A 19,903-nucleotide genomic window follows, 5' to 3' on the forward strand; every position below is an offset into this window, starting at 1 on the left:
GTGATTTAACAGGAATGTTTACTATGGCATCTGCATTTTTACCCTCTATCTTGGCAAGCACTTCCTACTTGTCTTCTATCTTAGTTCCCATCATTGGTTGGGTTTTGCCAGGTGCGGTGTTCGCGTTTCTATTTTTATACATTGAACGCGAAGATGCTGCTTAATTGGTTAATAAGCAATTGATAATTGGTAATTGGTATATAGGCTACTTTAACTTTTTACCAATTGCTTAATTATCAATTCACTAACCAAGTTAATGAATATAGCAATACCGCCTATCTCAAAGAGACAGGCGGTTTTTTAATGCTGATTTCTAAACAAATGCTAGAAATTCTATACTGAATGGTACTCGGTTCTAACTATTTTTATATCGAAGAACCGATTCCGGCGTAGGCACCATAAAAGAAAATGCCTAAAACAGTAATTGCACCTAAACCTGCGATCGTAGCGACGACCCACAGGGGAATTCTTCCGCTTCCAGCAGACACAGCTTCTCTCCTCCCTTAACAAAAAATTAACACAGGTTAAATAAACAAAGATTAACAACAGTACTTCCTGTTAGTTAAAGAAGTAACTGGAAAACAGAATCCCTAGAACGAAAACTAGTAGTAGTCCCAGGTATAGTGAAGTCCGGTTAAGTTCAACCGGTTGATTATTAGGATTGGGCGTTCTTTCTACCATGAGTTGCTCCTAGCGTTGAATAAACTGCATTGCGGCGATCGCGCCCAAAAAGAACACAGTTGGCACAGCTAATGTGTGAACTGCAAGCCATCTAACCGTAAAAATTGGATAGGTAACTGGTTGATTGATGTTATTGCCGCTAGTCATGATCTCAAACTACTTTCCAATAAATTGTTCAACTTGCTTTTTAGCTTCAAAACGGTTTTTCACAATTGGCACTTCCTGCCGTGCTGGTGTGAAATACTCATTGGGACGTGGTGTGCCAAAGGCATCATAAGCCAGTCCAGTTTGCACAAATAACCAACCAGCAATAAACAATGCGGGGATTGTGATGCTGTGAATTACCCAGTAACGAATACTGGTTACAATGTCCGAAAACGGACGCTCTCCAGTGGTACCTGACATTGAGATTCCCTACCTTCGCAAAGGATGTATTGAGTTTATTATCCTACAAAGTTTAGAAAGAGTTACAAGTTGCAACGTCCTTCTCAGAAATTAGGTATTGGGTATTGGGGATTAGGGACTGGGTACTGGGGATCAGGAGTAATGAAAAAGCAATTTCTTCTCTTTCTCCCTGCTCTCCTGTCTCTTTCTAGTCCCTCATCACCCTTCACCGTGTACTCTTAATCACTAAGCTGCTTCTGCTTGAGAGGTTTTCTCAGGATTGGGAAAATATTTCAGTAAAACACCGCGATCGCCAATAATAAATCCCTGATCGGGGTTGAAGAAAACAATCTTGTATAAATTAGCAGCGACTTCTTCCACCTGACGGTCTTTTTCCCAGGTTTTGCCACCGTCACCACTCCGCAGTAAATTACCGCTACCGCCACCTATCCAAATTTCATTAGGTGTGCGATAGGCCAAATCCAGCAAACCCCAACTGGTGGACAACTCTGGATATTTTGCTTCTTGCCACTCATCAGGTTTATTTAGGTCATTAAATTGAATCTGACCACCCCTTGCTAGCATCCACAACTGACCACCGTCAGCAAAACCCATGTTTTCTACCCGCCGAGAACTATTGCGATTATGAGGAACCCAAGCATTTTGCCCTGGTTCCCAAGTCGAGTAAAAGTTCCCTTTGGCCGAAACTGCTACATATTTGCCATCAGCAGAACGTTCCAAGTTACGCACCACGCCAACCGCTGATTCCACCTGGGCTTTCCAGTTTTTGCCACCATCTGTAGTTTTGTATATTGCTCCTACATCCGTAGCAATTTCAGCTGTATTTTCTGCCAGTGCCTTGACAGCGATCGGGCTACCTGGTAACTTTTCACTCAAAGGAATGCGCGACCATGAAGCACCTTCATCAGTCGTGTGCAGAAGCAGCCCTGGTTCTCCCGCAATCCAACCTTCTTTGCCAGTAAAACTTACTGAGTCAAAACGAGACTTTGATTCATCCAGTTGTAGTGTTATCGGTTTCCAAGTTTCACCCCCATCATTTGTCTCCAGAAGGGTAGCATTGCTACCAACTAAGTAACCATGTTGAGAATTATCAGTGAAGGCAATATCCAGTAACTTTGAGTCTGTTGGCACAGAAATGGCTTTCCAGGGATTGTAGCTAACGGAGGGGACTTGGCTACAACCTATGCACATAATGACTACTATCAACAAGGCAAATATTCGTTGCCAACTTCTCACAATTGAATGCATCAGTATTTCTTACTTGTTTCTAAATTTGTCTAAGGGTTTTCTAAAAGGTTTACGTTAAGAGCTTTGGCTAGCCTTTAAACTGAGTAAAAAGGTTTCGGGTGTCACTGTAAGCCGTAAAGACTAATAAAAAACAAGAAGCCAAGAGCCAAAGCACCAAAAATCAGGATATTTTTTTGAGTTGGCGTCAGCTTGTTGACACCCAAACCATAACCGAGATTTTCTTTGAAACCGGATGCTGTACCCGCAGGGCCAATGTTGGCGAAAGCGGTTTTCTTTGCAGAACAAACGGGACACCGCCAATTTACAGGTAGCTCTGCAAAAGGCGTTCCTGAAGGAATATCATCCTTGTCGTCTCCCTTTTCAGGTTCGTAAACATAACCGCAGGCGCGACACTCATAGCGGTCTAACACCGTAGTCTCAACACCTTGTTCGCTCATGGCTAAAGCCTCGCAGAGGAGAAATCTTAAATATACGTTAAAAATTATGACATAACTGTTAGACTTTTCTATCACTAGCAAAAACGAATCAAATACTTGAAGTGCATCTGTTTCCCAGATTTCAGAAAAGCCAAAAAGATATAATGTAAAAAGAAGTTACGGAATTAAGGGATTGGGGATTGGGTACTGGGTATTAGGGATTGCCTAGAGCGTGTAGGAAAGAATTAAATTTTTAGTTCTTATTCCCTAGTTCCTAGTCCCCAGTCTCTAGTCCCCAGTCCCTAATCTGATTACACCTTAAGCGGTAGATATTCATTGTGTTTGTCCTCAGCGGTTACGAGTATCTTCTAGGCTTCTTACTCATCTGTAGCCTAGTACCTGCCTTAGCGCTCTCAGCGTCCAAGCTCTTACGACCCAGTAGTTACAGCCCAGAACGGCGCACTACATACGAATCTGGTATGGAACCCATTGGGGGAGCCTGGATTCAGTTCAACATCCGCTACTATATGTTTGCCCTGGTCTTCGTCGTTTTTGATGTGGAGACTGTGTTTTTGTATCCTTGGGCAGTAGCGTTCCACCGTTTGGGGCTATTGGCATTTATTGAAGCACTAATCTTTATTGCAATTCTTGTAGTCGCCTTAGTGTACGCATGGCGTAAAGGAGCTTTGGAGTGGTCTTGAATTCTAACTTAACAACTCAGGACAAAGAGCGAATCATCAACCCTATTGAGCGTCCCTCAGTTACACAAGAGCTTTCAGAAAACGTCATTTTGACGACGGTTGATGACCTCTACAACTGGGCGCGGCTTTCTAGTTTGTGGCCTTTGCTGTTTGGTACTGCTTGCTGCTTTATTGAATTTGCAGCTCTAATTGGCTCCCGGTTTGACTTTGACCGCTTTGGGCTAATTCCCCGTTCTAGCCCCCGCCAAGCTGATTTAATTATTACGGCAGGGACGATTACTATGAAGATGGCTCCGCAGTTGGTGCGTCTTTATGAGCAAATGCCAGAGCCGAAGTATGTCATCGCTATGGGAGCTTGCACGATTACTGGTGGGATGTTTAGCGTTGATTCTCCTACAGCAGTGCGTGGAGTTGATAAACTAATTCCTGTAGACGTGTACTTGCCTGGTTGTCCTCCCCGTCCAGAAGCGATTATTGACGCAATTATTAAGCTACGGAAGAAGATTACTAATGATTCGATGCAGGAGCGGAGTAAGATTAAGCAAACTCACCGCTACTACAGCACGACTCATAACTTCAAGCCAGTAGATGAAATTTTAACTGGGAAGTATTTGCAGTCAGAAACTCGCTTTACACCACCTAAAGAATTGACAGAAGCGATCGGTCTACCAGTACCGCCTGCGTTGTTGACAGAAAAAGCGCAAAAGGAGGAACAAAACCGTGGCTGAAGAAGAATCTAAAGCAGTACCAGCAGACGAAGCAGAGTCTAAACCATTACCAGCAGCTCAAGAATCTCTAGTAGAAGCTGGTAAAATTTCCAAGTGGCTGACCGAAAATGGCTTTGATCATGAGTTTTCGGAACCAGACAAGAACGGGGTAGAGATTATTAAGGTTGAGCCTGATTTCTTGCTCCCCACCGCTACAGCTTTGTATGCTTACGGGTTTAATTATCTTCAGTTTCAAGGTGGTGTTGACCTTGGGCCTGGGCAAGAATTGGTGAGCGTGTATCACTTAATTAAAGTCGGTGATAATGGCGATCGCCCTGAAGAAGTGCGAGTTAAAGTGTTCTTACCACGGGAAAATCCGAGAGTGCCTTCTGTGTACTGGATTTGGAAAACCGCAGATTGGCAAGAGCGCGAAGCTTACGATATGTTTGGCATTATCTACGAAGGACACCCGAATCTCAAGCGAATTTTGATGCCGGAAGATTGGGTGGGTTGGCCTTTGCGGAAGGATTACGTCTCGCCTGATTTCTATGAGTTGCAGGATGCTTATTAAGTAGTGCTGAATAGAGACGCGATTCATCGCGTCTGTACAATATAGTGTTTCGATAGTGATTAACCCCTTTCCGGTGGCGGAGAGGGGTTATGTTTTCCATGTCTTGCGCAAAGGCGCAAAGAAGGACGCCAAAGAGTGTGGTTTTAAACAAGACAAAGGTTAATCAAAGCCTACAGAACCCCATGCTAGAAGCGAAAAAGGGATATTACACCTGTATTTCTGCAACAACCTTCTTGTTCTTTTGCGATCGCACTCAGCATCTCTATCGTCATTGGTGCGTAGGCGTAGCCCGTCGTAGACATCGCTGGACTAATTAAAATCCTAAAATCTGGCTAATTCCAACATCTAGTGCAGGTTAAAATTAGATATGCTCGTAAAAAATGTTGTATTTACAGCAGAGCTACTACAAAAATTAAAAGCTTATGACAGCCAGCAATATTAGGCAACAAATTTTAGAGCATCTTAAAACATTACCTGGAGAACAGGTGAAAACTCTCCTGTTAACATGGCTGTCTGGTACATCCAATTCTTTAGAAGATTTTGAGCGATTACTGACACATCAAACTACTCAAACGACGGAAGAATCATTTGAGTACGGAGAGATAGACACAGGATTAAATTTTCAACCTCTTACTGAAGCCCAAATGCTTCAGCAGAGTCAATCTGCTCTCGAAGCTTACCGTTCCAAAGGTTCAGGAATAGCCCATGATCACGTGCGTGAATGGGCTGAAAGTTTGGGAACAGATCGAGAACGTCCATGTCCTAGATAGTTTGGACTGAAACTGCAATTGACGACTTAAATCGTCATTACGATTTTGTAAAACTGAATAATCCTGATGCAGCAGTACGTGCAGTACAAGCAATTGTTTCTTCAGGCGAAAGTCTAGAGCAGAATCCTCGTCGAGGTGCAATCGTAGATGAAATAGCAGGCTTACGAAAACTTTTGGTTTCTTTTGGTAAGTACGGCTTTATAATTCACTACGTTATTCTTGAGGATGATGTTGTTATTCTACGCATCTATCACGGGCGAGAGAATCGACCTCGTTAGTATTAATTTTCATGTTGAAAAGATTAGGCTACCTACTCCCTCTCGACATCCTCAGCAATTACCGTAACCGCTTGCTCAACTCTTAAAGCAAACATTGGATAAAGGAGAATATGAAGCGATCACCATCAAACATCACAACCAAATCTGTAAAAAAATTACTCTAATAACCACCCAAAAACAGACGCCACGCTCAGATTTAACTCATTAGCAAAAGATGGAACAGGAAGTTTTTGCTGTGGTTCATCAAATACTTCTGGTTGCTGCTTGGGAAGATAAACAAACACTGTTTGCTCATTTGGATCAATTAACCAACACATTTGAGTGCCAGAATTGAGGCAACACAAAATATTTTTGGTGACTTTTGTTTGACTTTGGTCAGGTGATAGAATCTCAATTGTCCAATCAGGAGCTATTAAAAAGGTATTAGCAACCTCGCCTTTTTCATCGCGGGGAATTCTCTCCCAAGTAAACACAGACACATCTGGAATTATTGAGCGTCCATCAAATGTGCAACGTAACTCTGAAAATGCTCGTGCAATCTGTTGCGGTTTAAGAATTACATTGATAGTAGTAGAAAACTCGGTTTGAATTGTGCTGTGCTTACCCTGCGGCATTGGTTTCTGGATGATTTGCCCATCAATATATTCGCTAGCAGGTTCTGTTTCTGGTAGCTTGAGAAACTCATCTAAAGTTATCGATTTAGATGGGGTTTGTAGCATTAGGGCTTTCTTGTAAAAAAGAGTTTAATTAGCTTTATATTAATTTTAATGGTGCGTTGTCACAAAGGTCAACGCACCCTTATCTAAAGAAGCAGCGAGTCCAAACAATCACTTCACAGATGTCACTGTTTGGTTGACTACTGGACGTGCTTTTTTACGGTCTGATCTGCGCGTTCCACCAGCCATCTCATACTCATCACTACTTTTGCCATAGTGAGATGCAACATTTAACAGCATTTGTTCAGAATAAGTATTTAACTCGCGTTCTGCTTCTATTAATGCATTGTGTGTCTTATCTACTATTGTTTGTGCTTGATTATAAGCGGCTAGCTTTTCTCGTAACTCAATTACTTTAGTGTTGTAAGTAGCAATTGAAAACCCATTACTAAAGTTTAACTCAGGGTTAATTGTCTGCATTCCTTCAATCCGTCGTTCAGCTTTGGTAAGTGCGATGGAGTTTCGTTTCCGTTGCGTCATATAGTTTTCCTATTTGGATTAATTTATAAATAACCATGATCTTATACACTGAGTTATTTATATATCATCAAAATATGCAATAAGCAGATGCACCAGCCACAGTGAAGTTACAGAATTTTAAAAGCATTGGATGGCATTAGCCAACTAATAGATGCGGGTATATTTGCTTAAATTTGTTGAGAAAAGCTAGTTTTGAAGTCGCAAAAGCTAGTTTTGAAGTCGCAAAAGCTGGTTTTGAAGTCGCAAAAGCTGGTTTTGAAGTCGCAAAAGCTAGTTTTGAAGTCGCAAAAGCTGGTTTTGAAGTCGCAAAAGCTAGTTTTGAAGTCGCAAAAGCTGGTTTTGAAGTCGCAAAAGCTGGTTTTGAAGTCGCAAAAGCTAGTTTGATGAAAGTTGTTCAAATAATTCCATAACCTTAATTAGCTCAACAGAACAACCCCACGGATAAATTTATCCGTGGGGTTACGACTATTACCGCAAGGCGGAATTAAAAGAATGCTTTTTAGCGCCGTGTGCAACTTTCTTTCAAACCTAACCCCCAGCCCCTTCCCTGCAAGGGAAGGGGAGCAAGAATCAAAACCTCTCGACTTTTCGGGGCTACGGTAAATTACCCCCCTTAATCCCCCCTTATAAAGGTGGGAAACAAAAAATCTAGTTCTCTCCCCTTGTAAAGTAGAGGGTTAGGGAGGGGTAAAACCAACGCTTAAACCCAGATAAGTGAACTGTTTCCGACTTGTGTGTACACGGTAGCATTTCCAAGGGGGGAAACAAGAAATCCAGTTCCCTCCCCTTTGCAAGGGCAGGGTTAGGGTGGGGTAAAACAGTACGGCGTAAATAAAGCAACTATTTCAAATTATTCAAAAGCCTGTCTTCTAAGCTTTTTGACTTTTGACCCTTCGACTGCGCTTCAGGGTCAAGGCTGAGCGAACTTGTGCTTAGCGTAGCCGAAGTAGCCGAAGCCTTGACTTTTGACTTCCGGCTTACAGTAATAAGTATATTTGCAAAAGTGAGATAAATACCTAGTAAACCAGTAGTAACAACAGCTTCCCATTGCATCGGCTAGAGGGGGATGAGACGAAGCACACTAAAAATTTGTTTTTATAACTGAAAACTTTATTTTATTTATTTGTTAAGTAACTTTCACTATTTCAAATGTATAATCCATCATCTATTGCTATTTAGCAAATGTATAATTTGTTATTCATTATTATTTATTTATCACTCCTATTACTTATTTTCTCGTTAGCACTCTCGGAGATAGAGCTTACCTTTTAAAAAGATAAGTTAGTAACCACTTAGTAGCCATTTATTAACATAGCTATTAAGGTTGCACTTGCCTTAATTTTTGCTTCAAAAATGATGAGCCATTATATGAATAGTTGGCACGTTTACGGCACTATCTTATGACTCAAGAATTATTAAACTCCTTTCAAGAAGCATACAGCAATCTCGAGCTGTTTCCATTAATGGAACAAAACGAAATGGAAAGATTCCGGGTGCAATATGGTGATGATTTAATCGCAGACCTGAGACAATTAGTTGAAGACAGTCCCAATGGAGATGGCAAAATTGTCTTTACAGGACATCGAGGATGTGGTAAGTCCAGTTTGTTAGCTGAGTTCAGCAGACAAATCCAAGATAAGTATTTTGTAGTGTTATTCTCTATTGCAGACAAAATTGAAATGTCGGCAGTTAACCATATTAATATTCTGTTTGCGATCGCAGTAAATTTAATGACTGAGGCAGAAGCACGTAAAGTTGAAATTCCTCAATCTACTAAAGAAGCTCTTTATAAATGGTTTGCTACCCGTACTCGCACTGAAGAATTAAATTTTCAAGCAGAAGCTTCAATAGGTTTTGACTTGTTGAAGTTGATTAGCTCTAAATTAAAAGCTGACGCTACAGTTCGCGATGAAATTAAGCAAGAATTTGAACGTAAAATATCAGATTTAGTTGCCAGAATTAACGAAATTGCTGCTCTTATTCAAGCAGCTACCAAACAAGACGTATTGGTAATTATTGATGATTTAGATAAACTCGACTTAGGAAGAGTCAATGAAATATATAAAGATAATATTAAAGCTCTTTGCCAGCCTAATTTTCGCATCATTTACACTATCCCGATCGCAGTGCTTCGCGAAACATTTATCAGCACAATAATTGCTACAGAGACTAACGACCAAGTTGTAGCCATGCCTGTCTTAAAAATTTTTGAGAAAGGTAAAAACAGGCTACCTTACGCAGAACCTCGTCCGGAAACAACTAAAATTCTTGGTGAAGTTTTACGGAAACGGATTCCTAGTGAATTAATCGCAGATGACACTGCTGAAAAAATTGTTATTTACAGTGGTGGTGTATTGCGAGAGTTAATTCGGATTTCTAAAGAATGTTGCCGGATTTGCTTACGAATGATCCGGCGAAATCCATCTGCTAAGGTTTTGATTGATGATAAAATATTAGCCCAAGCAATCAACAAAATACGCAATGACTTTTCTATATGTTTAGGAAAAGTTGATATAGGTATTTTGCAAAGTATTTATCAACAATTCATGCCGAATGACCCCAAACAAGCAGAGTTTTTAGATTTACTACATGGATTGTACATCTTAGAATATCGCAGTGAAGAAACTTGGTACGATGTTCACCCGATTATCATAGAAAGCCTGAAAAGTCAGGGAGTCGTCAATGTGGCATGAAGAATCTTTAGATGATGAAGACTTGTTAGATAATGATGAGGATAATCTAGATGCTTATGATGATTTAATTGTTTCTATTGAACCTCGAAAGCAGGGCTTGAATTTACTGATTGCAGTTTGTGATGATGCTAACTTTCAGGATGAGATTATTAGCCAGTATGAAACTGAACTACAACCAGTTTTTCGTACCTATCGGGTGACTTTACCACGCAAGGAACCGAGCCTGAAAGCTGCACTGAATCAACTGGTACAACAAGAAGAATATCTCCAGCAACGTAACCCAGCAGTCATTACTGTCACAGGTACTGAGCAGTTTTATTTTCTCAGACTGGGGGAGGAACAATCGGAACAGGAGAAGTTTTTTGGTTACTTACAGTGGACAAGAGAAGGATTGCGCGATTTTCCTTTTGCGATCGTCCTTTGGGTGACTAACCAAATTTTAGTCAACTTGATTAAAAAAGCTCCTGATTTTTGGAGTTGGCGCAATGGTGTTTTTAAGTTTGTCTCTAAAAAGACAAATGCGATCGCTGGGAAGGAACTAGAATCTATTCGCTTTGTTTTTCGAGACACGGAATTAGCCAGCACAGATACTGATGAAGATAACCCTTTTTTCTTACCCATCCAAGATTTACAAAGGTTAATCGACAAGATAGAACAGGAACGGGGAACTAAAGACCCTAGCTTGGCTACCTTATACTCAAGGTTGGGCGATATTTACCACAGCAGATTAGATCGGGGAGAGTCTCAAAATTACAAACAAGAACAGGAACTAGCAATTAGGTATTGGTATAAGGCGATCGAGCTACAAAATGAATTAGGTTTGCAGATAGATTTGGCTGCTAACCTGAATAATTTAGCAGGGTTATACCGCGCAACAGGACGCTACAGCGAAGCAGAACCCCTGTATCAACAAGCCTTGGAACTCAGGAAACGTCTTTTAGGAGACAATCATCCTTCTCTCGCTACTAGCCTCAATAACCTAGCGGGACTCTACAAATCTACTGGACATTACAAGAAAGCAGAACTTCTATATCAAGAAGCTTTGGAACTAAGAAAACGTCTTTTGGGAGAAAATCATCCCGATGTTGCCGCTAGTTTAAATAACTTAGCACTGCTGTACGATGAACAAGGACGCTATGAAGAAGCAGAACCGCTTTATTTGCGATCGCTAGAACTTGCAAAAAGTCTGCTTGGCGAAAATCATCCTTCTTTCGCTTTCATGCTAAATAATTTAGCACTGCTTTATTATCATCAAGGACGCTACAGTGAAGCTGAACCGTTGTCGCAACAAGCGGTAGAGTTAGATAAGCGATTTTTAGGCGAAGATAATCCTGATGTTGCTACAGACCTTCACAATTTGGGATTGATCTACCGCGCTCAAGCACGCTACTCTGAAGCTGAATCATTGTTTCTGCAATCTTTAGAACTTAAGCAGCGTCTATTACCAAAGGCGCATCCCCTATTGGCAGATACTATTTACGCTCTTGGTTATATGTACAGAGAGCAGGAGCGCTACAATGAGGCTGAACCTTTGTGTGTACAAGCTTTAGAATTTGATAAACATTTATTGGGAGAAAACCATCCCAATGTTGCTGAAAGTCTGAATAATTTGGCAGAAATCTATCGTGTAACTGGACGCTACAACGAAGCAAAACCCCTTTACGAGGAAGCTTTAGATGTTTGTCAACGAGTTTGGGGCACAAGTCATCCTCGTACTATCGCTGTTCATCAAAATCTGGCAAAACTTGATGCAGCAATGCAAAATAATTGTAGCAATCAGTAGAGACGTTGTATTGCAACGCTCTACAAGGATGTATGTAGGAGAATGCCACTAAGAAAAGGTGAAACCTCGTCAGGGCAGGGTGTTGGGGGTAGTGTTCCAGACAATTGAATGCGAATGCGTCAAAAAGTTCAACATCTTCTTAATTACCCACACCCGAACCTGCAACCCCACACCCAAAAGCCAGTAATACCAGTGATTTACGCTTTTCTTAGTGCCATTCGTATGTAGGATTTGTTATACCAATTCAATTAATGATTGCCACATCTTTGAGTGAAGTGAAGACGCGATGAATCGCGTCTCTACAAGGGTGTATGTGCGGTGTATTACTTAACCGAATCGTCCACTGATGTAGTCGGCTGTTTCTCCAGAGGTAGGAGTACTAAATATTTGTTTGGTAGTACCGACTTCGACTAGTTTTCCTCGACGCTTGCCAGTTTCATCGGTTTCTGTGTTGAAAAATGCGGTTAAATCTGATATGCGTGTAGCTTGCTGCATATTATGAGTCACCATGATGATGGTGTACTGTTCTTTTAGTTCTACGCACAACTCTTCAATCTCTCGTGTGGAAATCGGATCTAAAGCAGAACAGGGTTCATCCATTAATAATACATCTGGTTTCATGGCGATCGCTCTGGCAATACAAAGCCGCTGTTGCTGTCCTCCAGATAAATCTGTGCCTTTGGACTTCAGCTTATCCTTTACCTCATTCCAAATTGCCGCTCGTCGCAGTGAATCCTCTACAAGATCGTCCAGGTTGCCTTTATAACCGTTAGCGCGTGGCCCAAAAGCAATGTTTTCGTAAATCGATTTAGGAAAAGGATTTGGTCTCTGAAATACCATCCCGACTTGACGCCGCAACTTCACCGGATTCGTTTTGCTGTCATAAATGTCTCTACCCCGGTAATTCAGCTGTCCTGCTACCCTAGCTCCAGGTATTAAATCATTCATACGATTGAAGCAGCGCAGTAAAGTACTTTTACCACATCCCGAAGGCCCAATAAAGGCGACAATTTGCTTTTCGGGAATTTCCATATTTACTTCCCGAAGTGCCATAAAGCCACCATAATAAACTCTCACAGTGTCAGCACGAAAAATTGCCGTATCTTGTTTGTTATTTACTACATTATTTGAGCGCATACCCTGTGTTACTCCCACTATTTACGATTGAGAAAAATCCCAATTTATTGCTTAAAAAACAAACGAAATTAACTTACCGTTACTTTGTGAAGCTGCATATATTTTTACCCCACCCTAACCCTCCCCTTGGAAAGGGGAGGGAATTAGATTTATTGTCTCTCCCTTTATAAGGGGATTAAGGGGGGTAATTCGACTTGCCAAGGGAAGACTACAGAAGGGTCTTTTTATATGCATCTTCATACATAATTGGTATTACCGTAGTATCTTTAGTTTTGCTACTAAGTTTTCTCTTTGCTAATCCCAAGTTTATTACCGCATTGTGAAGCGTTGCCTGATATATATGGCTGCACCATTGAGTACAAAAATCAGTAACAACAAAACAATAATCCCTGCTGCCGCAGCATTGCCAAAACCTGGTTCAGGACGAGTAATGTAGTTGTAAATGATGATGGGCAAAGCCATAAAGCGTTGAAATAAACCAGGGTTAAATGTCAAAAAGCTCACTGCTCCGATAACTATGAGAGAAGCTGCATCACCTATAGCACGTGAGACAGCAATAATCACCCCAGTTAAAATGCCTGGAATTGCATAAGGTAAAACATGATTGCTTACGGTTTGCCATTTAGTTGTTCCCAAGCCATAAGAAGCTTCTCTTAAAGGATTGGGAACTGCACGAATTGCTTCTCTGGCTGTCACAATAATCAAAGGCAGGGAGAGTAATGATAAAGTGAGCGCTCCAGAAATCAAAACTGGGCCGAAGCCTAGCAGATAGTTGAAAACGCCTAATCCTAACAATCCGTAGACAATTGAAGGAACACCAGCAAGATTAGCAATGTTGATTTCAATGATGTCAGTCCACCAAGTTTTAGGTGCATATTCTTCTAGATATAAAGCGGCTCCCACACCAATAGGAACTGCAATTAATATAACTAATAGACCAATTAAAGCACTGCCTAATATTGCGGGACGAATACCACCTAATTCAGGAAAACGAGAAGGAGTCTCTGTAAGAAAACCTGGTGTCAAAAATCTCAACAATCCATCTTGAAGTATATCGAATAGTAGTAATACTAGGACAAACAAACCAATCAAAAGACCAATCAAAAAGAGAATTTCAAAAATTTTACCTGTGGTTTCTCTGCTATCAACATTATCGCTAAACTCATTAGATTCGTCATCGAAATTATTTTGATAAGTAGGATTAGCCATGTCTGTGATTTAATATTTTTCCTTGAAGCGTTTAGCAATCCAATGACTGACAATATTTAACGAAAGAGTCATCAAAAATAGAACTGCTCCCACTGCATATAAGGTTTTATAGTTAATGCTGCCGCGAGGGCTATCTCCTCCAGAAATTTGGGCCATATATGCTGTCATCGTGGATACAGATTCAAAGGCATTGAGGGTGAGCTTTGGTTCTTGTCCAGCCGCAATCAAAACCGTCATTGTTTCACCAATAGCTCTAGAAATGCCCAAAATAATTGAGGCAGCAATTCCAGAGAGCGCAGCCGGCAGAACAACTGTGCCAATTACTTCTAATTTAGTAACTCCCATTGCATAAGCACCTTCCCGGAGAGCGCGAGGCACTGCTTGTATAGCATCTAGGCTGATAGAACCGACTGTCGGAATAATCATAATTCCCATCATCAGTCCAGCACTCAGAGCATTAAAAATCTCTAAGGGTAAGAAAGTTCGTAGAAATGGTGTAACAAATAATAATGCAAAGTACCCATAGACTACTGTAGGTACTCCAGCTAGTAGTTCTACCGCCGGACGTAAAATTGCCGCTGTTTTCGGTGAAGCGTATTCACTAAGGTAAATAGCAGAAGATAAACCTAGAGGAATAGCTACTAACATAGCGATCGCTGTAATCAATACAGTACCGCAGATTAATGGCCACACTCCAAAATGGCGATCGGCAAATAATGGTGTCCAACGAGTATCAAGAAAGAATTGAGCAAACGAAACCTGTTGGAAAAACTCAAAAGTTACCTGAAAAATAATGAAAACTATGCCAAAAGTCGTCAGAATCGAAACTAAACCACAGGCAAATAAAATTACCTCAATGATTTTTTCCCAGATATCTTCAAACGCATTCTTATCAAGAGATTTCGGATATTCGTGATTTACTTCATCTCTAAAATTTGTATTGGCCATAACTAGTGTAAAGTAACTAAAAAATAATGTTAGCAATTAAATAAAAATACTTTTATATTTCAACTTTTTAATTTTAATAAACAAACATCATGAGTCAAAAATATGGATTTCCTACTACAAAACTTAGTTTTTTCTTGCTTCTCTACTCTGCGATCGCTTCTGGCGCTAATCAAATTGCAATAATTTTTGTGTAAAGGCGAAAACCAGCATCATACATATGTATAATATTAGGTATATTTTTTACCACCAAGAATTATTGGTAAGTAAGGCTTAATTGTTGAATATATACTCATTTTTACAGGGAGCAAGCTTTAACTAAAAAGCCTTGTTTTCGCTGCCTCAAAAGACAAGACAGATAATTATTGATTCACTACTACTTATCAAGTATACTCCAGTAAATTGACAGATTTACCGTTCTTTGTGAGATAAAGTATCACATACTAAGCTGTAAAAAAGCAAGCCTGAATACGGCAGTATTCAGGCTTATTAGTTGTTTACAAGAGTAATTTAGTATTAAAAGGCTTATAACGTAAGGTTTTGTAGCTTATTGCAGCTAAAAGCTAAAGTTAACAAAATTAAAAGAATGAGAAAATTCTCAATATAGGATATTTTATATTTTTTATATTTAAGTGCGATCGCCCTTTTTCCTTTCATCTCTCCAGGGAGCCACTGCCTTTGGTATTACTCCTTAAGCGATTGCGCTAGGCGCACTACCGGAGGCGATCGCACTTTAAGGTGAGTCTACATCTTACCGTGCTGCATTACTGCTTGTAGATGCTGGCGGATCTCTTGTGCTTGCTGAACATCAGATTGCCGCAATTTTTGGAACAACTCTACACAAGGCTGTGAGCCGGCTTGCTCTGCATCCTGAATGTATGTGTCATAAGCCTTAACAGCTTCAGCTTTGTTATGCAACACAGTAATAAAATCGTATTCCAGATTGCTAATTGGTTGTTGAGACTGTCCGTTACCTGTATTTGTAGTCATTGCTTGAACCTCTTCTAGGATTTCTACTTAACTTTTACCTAGCCTCAAAGAGTGATTCATCTCCCGAAAAGAGTATATTTCAATACGCCGTAAGAAGCTTGCAGAGATACAACAAGTAGAGACGTTGTATCGCAACGTCTCTACAGTTTATCCAAGAGGTTGGCTTTCATCACAGCGACGTGAATACTGAAATTCCAACTCATTTTGCTGCTCTCTACCTCCTCTATAGGCAATAGGACAAAGCTTAGTGTTGGCACTTATACAATCCATGTGTGGCGTCTTAGCACACACCACAAGTAGCCCACCCAGAACGAACAATAAGCCGCAAATTGCTAGTGTCTGTATCGAGGCAATTTCTAACGCTCCGTGAACCACTACTTCCCGTAGCACGGATACAATTGTTACCTCGACTGCTACCCCAACAGAGATACTATGTTCTTGCAAATAGACCATTAGTAGCCGAAATAACTCGACTAATATCAACACAAATAGTATTTTGGCAGTCACGTGTTTATAATCCAGTGGTTGCGTCAGGGCGATTAGTATTCCCCACAACTGAATCAGCATGACGGCGAACAAACCTAAACACAAGATAATCACAATTAAGTCTTGAAAGGCCTCCATGTTACGAACAATTGAATGCCGATCAAGCCAGCGATCAGAAAATAAAAATCGACTCTTGATGCGCTTTTGCATTACATTTTCATTCCAATGTGATCAAGTGCAGACCACACCAACCAGCCCACCCAATAATCTCATTGTTACCCAATATTAAGTTTTGCGCCTCAGCGAGGTTGGTAATTTAAATTTTGTGCTTGTTGTAACAATTGTTCAGCATTTTTTGTCCACTGAGAATTACCCTGAGCATTATATAAATCTTTAGCAAATTGAAATACTTGTGCAGCATCTCCATAGCGTTTTAACTGCATAAAAACTAAGCCTGCACCGTAATAGGCATTGGGATAATTAGAATTAGCTTCGGCTGATTTTCTAAAAGACTCTAAGGCTTCTTGTAATTTGCCTTGGCTAAACCAAACTGAACCAATAGTATAATGAGCTTCTGAATATTTAGGATTAATTTTGATTGCCTCACGAAAAGCAGCTTTTGCTTTATCAAGGTTGCCTTCTTGGAGAAAACATATCCCTATGTGATAAGCAGGCTCTGGTGCATTTTTACTATATTCCATTGCTTTTCTAAAAGATGCGATCGCCTGTTTGCAATCTCGTTGCTGTTCTCGTACCAACCCTAAGTTATAGTGAGCAAAACCCAGTTTCGGATCAAGTTCTAACGCCCGTTGCAAGTAATCATTTGCCAATTGTAAGTTATTACCTTCTAACAAAGCTCCACCCAAATTCGCAAAGGCTGGGGCAAAGTTGGGATCGGTTTGTGTTGCTCGATAAAATGCATCCGCCGAAGGTTGTAATTGTCCTGTTTGTCGTAGTGCTAGTCCCAAATTATAATGCGCTGCCGCTAATGCTGGATCTAATTTAGTTGCCTGTCGAAAGGCAGCGATCGCATCTTGCACTTTTCCTGCCTGAATTGACTGTAAGCCCTGGTTTAACCAGTCTGTAGCGGTTTTACTACCTGCTTGTGCTAGCTTGCCTGGGGGAGAAGGGGGGAGTGGAAGAGTGGGAGCAGAAGAAGCAGGGTATAGAATGCTGCCACTTGCTAATATCAAACTCACTAATACTGCTATGCGATATTTATAGAATGATAATCTCATGAATTTCCTAACTCTTAACTTTTGTACAAACGCGATTAATCGCGTCTCTCCTAAATTCCTGTACAGACGCGATTAATCGCGTCTCTCCTAACTTCTCTCTTCTTTTACAAAAGTTTTTGATTCAGCATTAAAGTTTGTTTTGCTTAACCTTTCTTAAGCTAAATCTTACGAGAGGCTACAATTTTTTTTGCTTCAGATTAAAGGGAGGATAATAACTAGTTAAAGAAGGGATTATTCTTTCTTGTCAGAACCATTTTTTATCCCTGGAATAAACAGAATAATGCGGTGTAAAGTGACTCACCGCAAGGGAGGTTTTATGAACGAAAAAGTAAAATCGGGTTCGCGGAATGTTGCAATTGTTGGGCCTTATTTAAGTGGAAAAACCACTTTACTAGAAAGCTTGTTATTTGTCACAGGGGCAATTTCCCGCAAAGGCAGTGTTAAGGATGGTAACACAGTGGGAGATAGTGCAGCGGAGTCTCGCGATCGCCATATGACTGTGGAAGTCAGCACCGCTAGCACCGAATATAATGACACTCGTTTTACCTTTATTGACTGCCCAGGCAGCGTAGAATTTGCCCAAGAAACTTACAATGCTTTAATGGGAGTTGATGCGGCAATTGTAGTTTGTGAACCCATACGCGATCGCGTCCTCACCCTTGCTCCTCTATTTAAATTCCTAGATGATTGGGAAATTCCCCACCTTGTCTTTGTCAATAAAATGGATCGGGCAAATATCCATGTTTTGGAAACATTACACGCCCTCAAAGCAGTTTCCAGCCGTCCTTTAGTAGCCCATCAATATCCTATTTTGCAAGGTGAACAGCTCATCGGCTTTATCGATATGGTGAGTGAACAGGCGTACAAGTACCATCCAGGTGCAGCTGCTGACCCGATTCCTTTCCCCGAACATCTAAAAGAAGAAGAACATACAGCACGGGCAGAAATGCTCGAAGCCTTAGCAAATTTTGATGACCATTTACTTGAAGAACTTTTAGAAGATATCGAACCACCCCAAGAAGAAATTCTTAAAGACTTAAAACTAGAATTAGGGGCAGATTTGGTAGTACCCGTTTTCTTTGGGGTAGCAGAACAAGATTATGGTGTTAGACCTTTATTAGAAGCCCTATTACGAGAAGCCCCAGAACCAGAAGCCACAGCTGAACGTCGCTTAAAAAATCTCAAAGGAAATACCCCCCTAGCGCAGGTATTGAAAACTTATTACACTCCTCAAGGTGGCAAACTCTCCCTAGTGCGTGTTTGGCGGGGCAAATTAACTGATGGTATTCTTCTCAACGGCATTCGTGCAGGTGGAATTTACCGCCTCATGGGGCAACAACAGCAGTCAGTTAATGAAGTTGCTGCTGGTGAAATTGTCGCTATCAGCCGTTTGGAGGGTATTAAGACAGGGGATACAATTTCTACAGAGCAACAGTCAGCAATAGAATTACCCAAAGCTGAACAGTTGGAACCAGTGTATGCCCTTGCTATTACACCAGAAAAGCGCAACGATGAAGTTAAACTCAGCAGTGCCATCACTAAGTTGTTAGAAGAAGATTGCTCACTTGCTTGGGAGCAACATGGTGATACTCACGAAGTAATTCTTTGGGGTCAAGGCGAGATTCATTTGCAAGTTGCATTAGATAGACTGCGCCGCAAATATAACCTGCCGATGACAACCCACTTGCCACAAGTGCCTTACAAAGAAACCATTCGTAAACCTGTGGCATCAATTCATGGGCGCTACAAACATCAAAGTGGTGGTCACGGACAGTTTGGCGATGTTTTTCTAGATATCAAGCCTCTACCACGTGGTGAAGGATTTAACTTTAAGGAAACTATTGTTGGCGGCGTGGTTCCTAGACAGTATATTCCTGGTGTAGAAATGGGTGTACGGGAGTTTCTCGCACATGGGCCTTTGGGTTTTCCAATAGTTGATGTGGCGGTAACTTTGACTAACGGTTCTTATCACACAGTTGATAGTTCTGAACAAGCTTTTAAGCAAGCCGCGCGTCTAGCGATGCAAACGGGAATACCGCAAGCGCAACCTACCCTCTTAGAACCGATTCTACGTGTGAAAGTGAGTACACCTAGCGAATTTACCTCTAAAGTGCTGCAATTATTAAGTGGTAGAAGAGGGCAAATTTTAGGCTATGAAGGCAGAAATGATTGGCAAGGTTGGGATAATGTATCTGCATACTTGCCGCAAGCAGAGATGCAAGACTTTATTGTAGAATTGCGATCGCTCACTCTTGGCGTTGGTTCTTTCCACTGGGAATATGACCATCTCCAGGAAGTACCAGAAAAACTTGCTGAACGCGTTCTTCAAACAAACGGTAATGGTGGTAACGGTAACGGCAAGTAATTTTGAATTTATCTAAAAAAATAGCCCTGCATTTTTAAATGCAGGGCTATTTTTTTAGTCAACGTGAGTTCGATGAACCTCTCT

The 19,903-nt window shown here is 40.9% G+C and carries 25 protein-coding genes; 11 read left to right on the forward strand and 14 right to left on the reverse strand.

Features of this window, described 5'->3' with window-relative positions; all coding sequences use genetic code 11:
* Positions 1–23 precede the first annotated feature (23 nt).
* Positions 24–164, forward strand: coding sequence for a photosystem I reaction center subunit VIII (gene psaI / locus WKK05_RS33630; protein WP_341527303.1), 141 nt, complete (start codon positions 24–26; stop codon positions 162–164).
* 201 nt (positions 165–365) lie between these two features.
* On the opposite strand, the gene WKK05_RS33635 is transcribed toward psaI, so the two are convergent.
* From WKK05_RS33635 to WKK05_RS33660, 6 genes are all read right to left on the reverse strand, one after another.
* Positions 366–488, reverse strand: coding sequence for a photosystem II reaction center protein J (locus WKK05_RS33635; protein WP_341527304.1), 123 nt, complete (start codon positions 486–488; stop codon positions 366–368).
* Positions 489–558: 70 nt separating this feature from the next.
* Positions 559–681 carry a photosystem II reaction center protein L gene (locus tag WKK05_RS33640; RefSeq protein ID WP_341527305.1) on the reverse strand — a complete coding sequence of 41 codons (123 nt, stop codon included), beginning with the start codon at positions 679–681 and terminating at the stop codon, positions 559–561.
* A 9-nt stretch (positions 682–690) separates the two neighbouring features.
* Positions 691–828 carry a cytochrome b559 subunit beta gene (gene psbF, locus WKK05_RS33645; protein ID WP_015139785.1) on the reverse strand — a complete coding sequence of 46 codons (138 nt, stop codon included), beginning with the start codon at positions 826–828 and terminating at the stop codon, positions 691–693.
* A gap of 9 nt (positions 829–837) precedes the next feature.
* Positions 838–1,086, reverse strand: coding sequence for a cytochrome b559 subunit alpha (psbE, locus tag WKK05_RS33650; protein ID WP_341527306.1), 249 nt, complete (start codon positions 1,084–1,086; stop codon positions 838–840).
* A gap of 225 nt (positions 1,087–1,311) precedes the next feature.
* Complete coding sequence (locus tag WKK05_RS33655) at positions 1,312–2,334, reverse strand: photosynthesis system II assembly factor Ycf48 (protein ID WP_341527307.1); 1,023 nt, start codon at positions 2,332–2,334, stop codon at positions 1,312–1,314.
* Positions 2,335–2,435: 101 nt separating this feature from the next.
* Entirely contained in the window at positions 2,436–2,771 is a 336-nt protein-coding gene (locus WKK05_RS33660; RefSeq protein WP_341527308.1) for a rubredoxin, read from the reverse strand.
* Between the two features lie 317 nt (positions 2,772–3,088).
* On the opposite strand from WKK05_RS33660, the gene ndhC reads away from it, so the two are divergent.
* From ndhC to WKK05_RS33690, 6 genes are all read left to right on the forward strand, one after another.
* Positions 3,089–3,451 carry a photosynthetic/respiratory NAD(P)H-quinone oxidoreductase subunit C gene (gene ndhC / locus WKK05_RS33665; protein WP_341527309.1) on the forward strand — a complete coding sequence of 121 codons (363 nt, stop codon included), beginning with the start codon at positions 3,089–3,091 and terminating at the stop codon, positions 3,449–3,451.
* A complete protein-coding gene (gene ndhK / locus WKK05_RS33670) occupies positions 3,442–4,179 on the forward strand; it encodes a photosynthetic/respiratory NAD(P)H-quinone oxidoreductase subunit K (RefSeq protein WP_341527310.1) in 738 nt (245 codons plus the stop codon). The genes ndhC and ndhK overlap by 10 nt, the downstream gene beginning before the upstream one ends.
* Positions 4,172–4,729: an NAD(P)H-quinone oxidoreductase subunit J gene (locus tag WKK05_RS33675; protein WP_341527311.1), complete on the forward strand. Its 558-nt coding sequence runs from the start codon at positions 4,172–4,174 to the stop codon at positions 4,727–4,729. Before ndhK ends, WKK05_RS33675 begins: the two co-directional genes overlap by 8 nt.
* Positions 4,730–4,911: 182 nt before the next feature.
* A complete protein-coding gene (locus WKK05_RS33680; protein WP_341527312.1) occupies positions 4,912–5,046 on the forward strand; it encodes a hypothetical protein in 135 nt (44 codons plus the stop codon).
* Positions 5,047–5,151: 105 nt separating this feature from the next.
* Positions 5,152–5,499: a hypothetical protein gene (locus WKK05_RS33685; RefSeq protein ID WP_341527313.1), complete on the forward strand. Its 348-nt coding sequence runs from the start codon at positions 5,152–5,154 to the stop codon at positions 5,497–5,499.
* 53 nt (positions 5,500–5,552) lie between these two features.
* Positions 5,553–5,777, forward strand: a complete 225-nt coding sequence (locus tag WKK05_RS33690; protein WP_341531261.1) for a type II toxin-antitoxin system RelE/ParE family toxin — start codon at positions 5,553–5,555, stop codon at positions 5,775–5,777.
* Between the two features lie 155 nt (positions 5,778–5,932).
* Here WKK05_RS33690 and WKK05_RS33695 read toward each other — a convergent pair whose 3' ends face one another.
* A complete protein-coding gene (locus tag WKK05_RS33695) occupies positions 5,933–6,496 on the reverse strand; it encodes a Uma2 family endonuclease (protein ID WP_341527314.1) in 564 nt (187 codons plus the stop codon).
* A 108-nt stretch (positions 6,497–6,604) separates the two neighbouring features.
* Entirely contained in the window at positions 6,605–6,973 is a 369-nt protein-coding gene (locus WKK05_RS33700; protein ID WP_341527315.1) for a hypothetical protein, read from the reverse strand.
* Positions 6,974–7,149: 176 nt separating this feature from the next.
* Here WKK05_RS33700 and WKK05_RS33705 point away from each other — a divergent pair, with 176 nt between their 5' ends.
* The 3 genes from WKK05_RS33705 (at position 7,150) to WKK05_RS33715 (ending at position 11,449) form a co-directional block, all read left to right on the forward strand.
* Positions 7,150–7,383, forward strand: coding sequence for a hypothetical protein (locus WKK05_RS33705; protein WP_341527316.1), 234 nt, complete (start codon positions 7,150–7,152; stop codon positions 7,381–7,383).
* A 990-nt stretch (positions 7,384–8,373) separates the two neighbouring features.
* The gene (locus WKK05_RS33710; protein ID WP_341527317.1) at positions 8,374–9,666 is read left to right on the forward strand and encodes an ATP-binding protein; all 1,293 of its coding nucleotides are present in this window, start codon (positions 8,374–8,376) and stop codon (positions 9,664–9,666) included.
* Positions 9,656–11,449: a tetratricopeptide repeat protein gene (locus WKK05_RS33715; protein WP_341527318.1), complete on the forward strand. Its 1,794-nt coding sequence runs from the start codon at positions 9,656–9,658 to the stop codon at positions 11,447–11,449. The genes WKK05_RS33710 and WKK05_RS33715 overlap by 11 nt, the downstream gene beginning before the upstream one ends.
* Before the next feature lie 327 nt (positions 11,450–11,776).
* On the opposite strand, the gene pstB is transcribed toward WKK05_RS33715, so the two are convergent.
* The 6 genes from pstB to WKK05_RS33745 all read right to left on the reverse strand — a co-directional run bounded on the left by pstB (position 11,777) and on the right by WKK05_RS33745 (position 17,454).
* Positions 11,777–12,586 carry a phosphate ABC transporter ATP-binding protein PstB gene (gene pstB, locus WKK05_RS33720; protein WP_341527319.1) on the reverse strand — a complete coding sequence of 270 codons (810 nt, stop codon included), beginning with the start codon at positions 12,584–12,586 and terminating at the stop codon, positions 11,777–11,779.
* 309 nt (positions 12,587–12,895) lie between these two features.
* Positions 12,896–13,795, reverse strand: a complete 900-nt coding sequence (pstA, locus tag WKK05_RS33725; protein WP_341527320.1) for a phosphate ABC transporter permease PstA — start codon at positions 13,793–13,795, stop codon at positions 12,896–12,898.
* 9 nt (positions 13,796–13,804) lie between these two features.
* Positions 13,805–14,743 carry a phosphate ABC transporter permease subunit PstC gene (gene pstC / locus WKK05_RS33730; RefSeq protein ID WP_341527321.1) on the reverse strand — a complete coding sequence of 313 codons (939 nt, stop codon included), beginning with the start codon at positions 14,741–14,743 and terminating at the stop codon, positions 13,805–13,807.
* Positions 14,744–15,484: 741 nt separating this feature from the next.
* Positions 15,485–15,730 carry a hypothetical protein gene (locus WKK05_RS33735; protein WP_341527322.1) on the reverse strand — a complete coding sequence of 82 codons (246 nt, stop codon included), beginning with the start codon at positions 15,728–15,730 and terminating at the stop codon, positions 15,485–15,487.
* 147 nt (positions 15,731–15,877) lie between these two features.
* Entirely contained in the window at positions 15,878–16,426 is a 549-nt protein-coding gene (locus tag WKK05_RS33740; protein WP_341527323.1) for a phosphate-starvation-inducible PsiE family protein, read from the reverse strand.
* Between the two features lie 89 nt (positions 16,427–16,515).
* Entirely contained in the window at positions 16,516–17,454 is a 939-nt protein-coding gene (locus WKK05_RS33745) for a tetratricopeptide repeat protein (RefSeq protein WP_341527324.1), read from the reverse strand.
* 316 nt (positions 17,455–17,770) lie between these two features.
* On the opposite strand from WKK05_RS33745, the gene WKK05_RS33750 reads away from it, so the two are divergent.
* Positions 17,771–19,819 carry an elongation factor G gene (locus WKK05_RS33750; RefSeq protein ID WP_341527325.1) on the forward strand — a complete coding sequence of 683 codons (2,049 nt, stop codon included), beginning with the start codon at positions 17,771–17,773 and terminating at the stop codon, positions 19,817–19,819.
* Positions 19,820–19,903 lie beyond the last annotated feature (84 nt).

Source organism: Nostoc sp. UHCC 0302, from assembly GCF_038096175.1.
In the GTDB taxonomy this organism is placed as follows: domain Bacteria; phylum Cyanobacteriota; class Cyanobacteriia; order Cyanobacteriales; family Nostocaceae; genus UHCC-0302.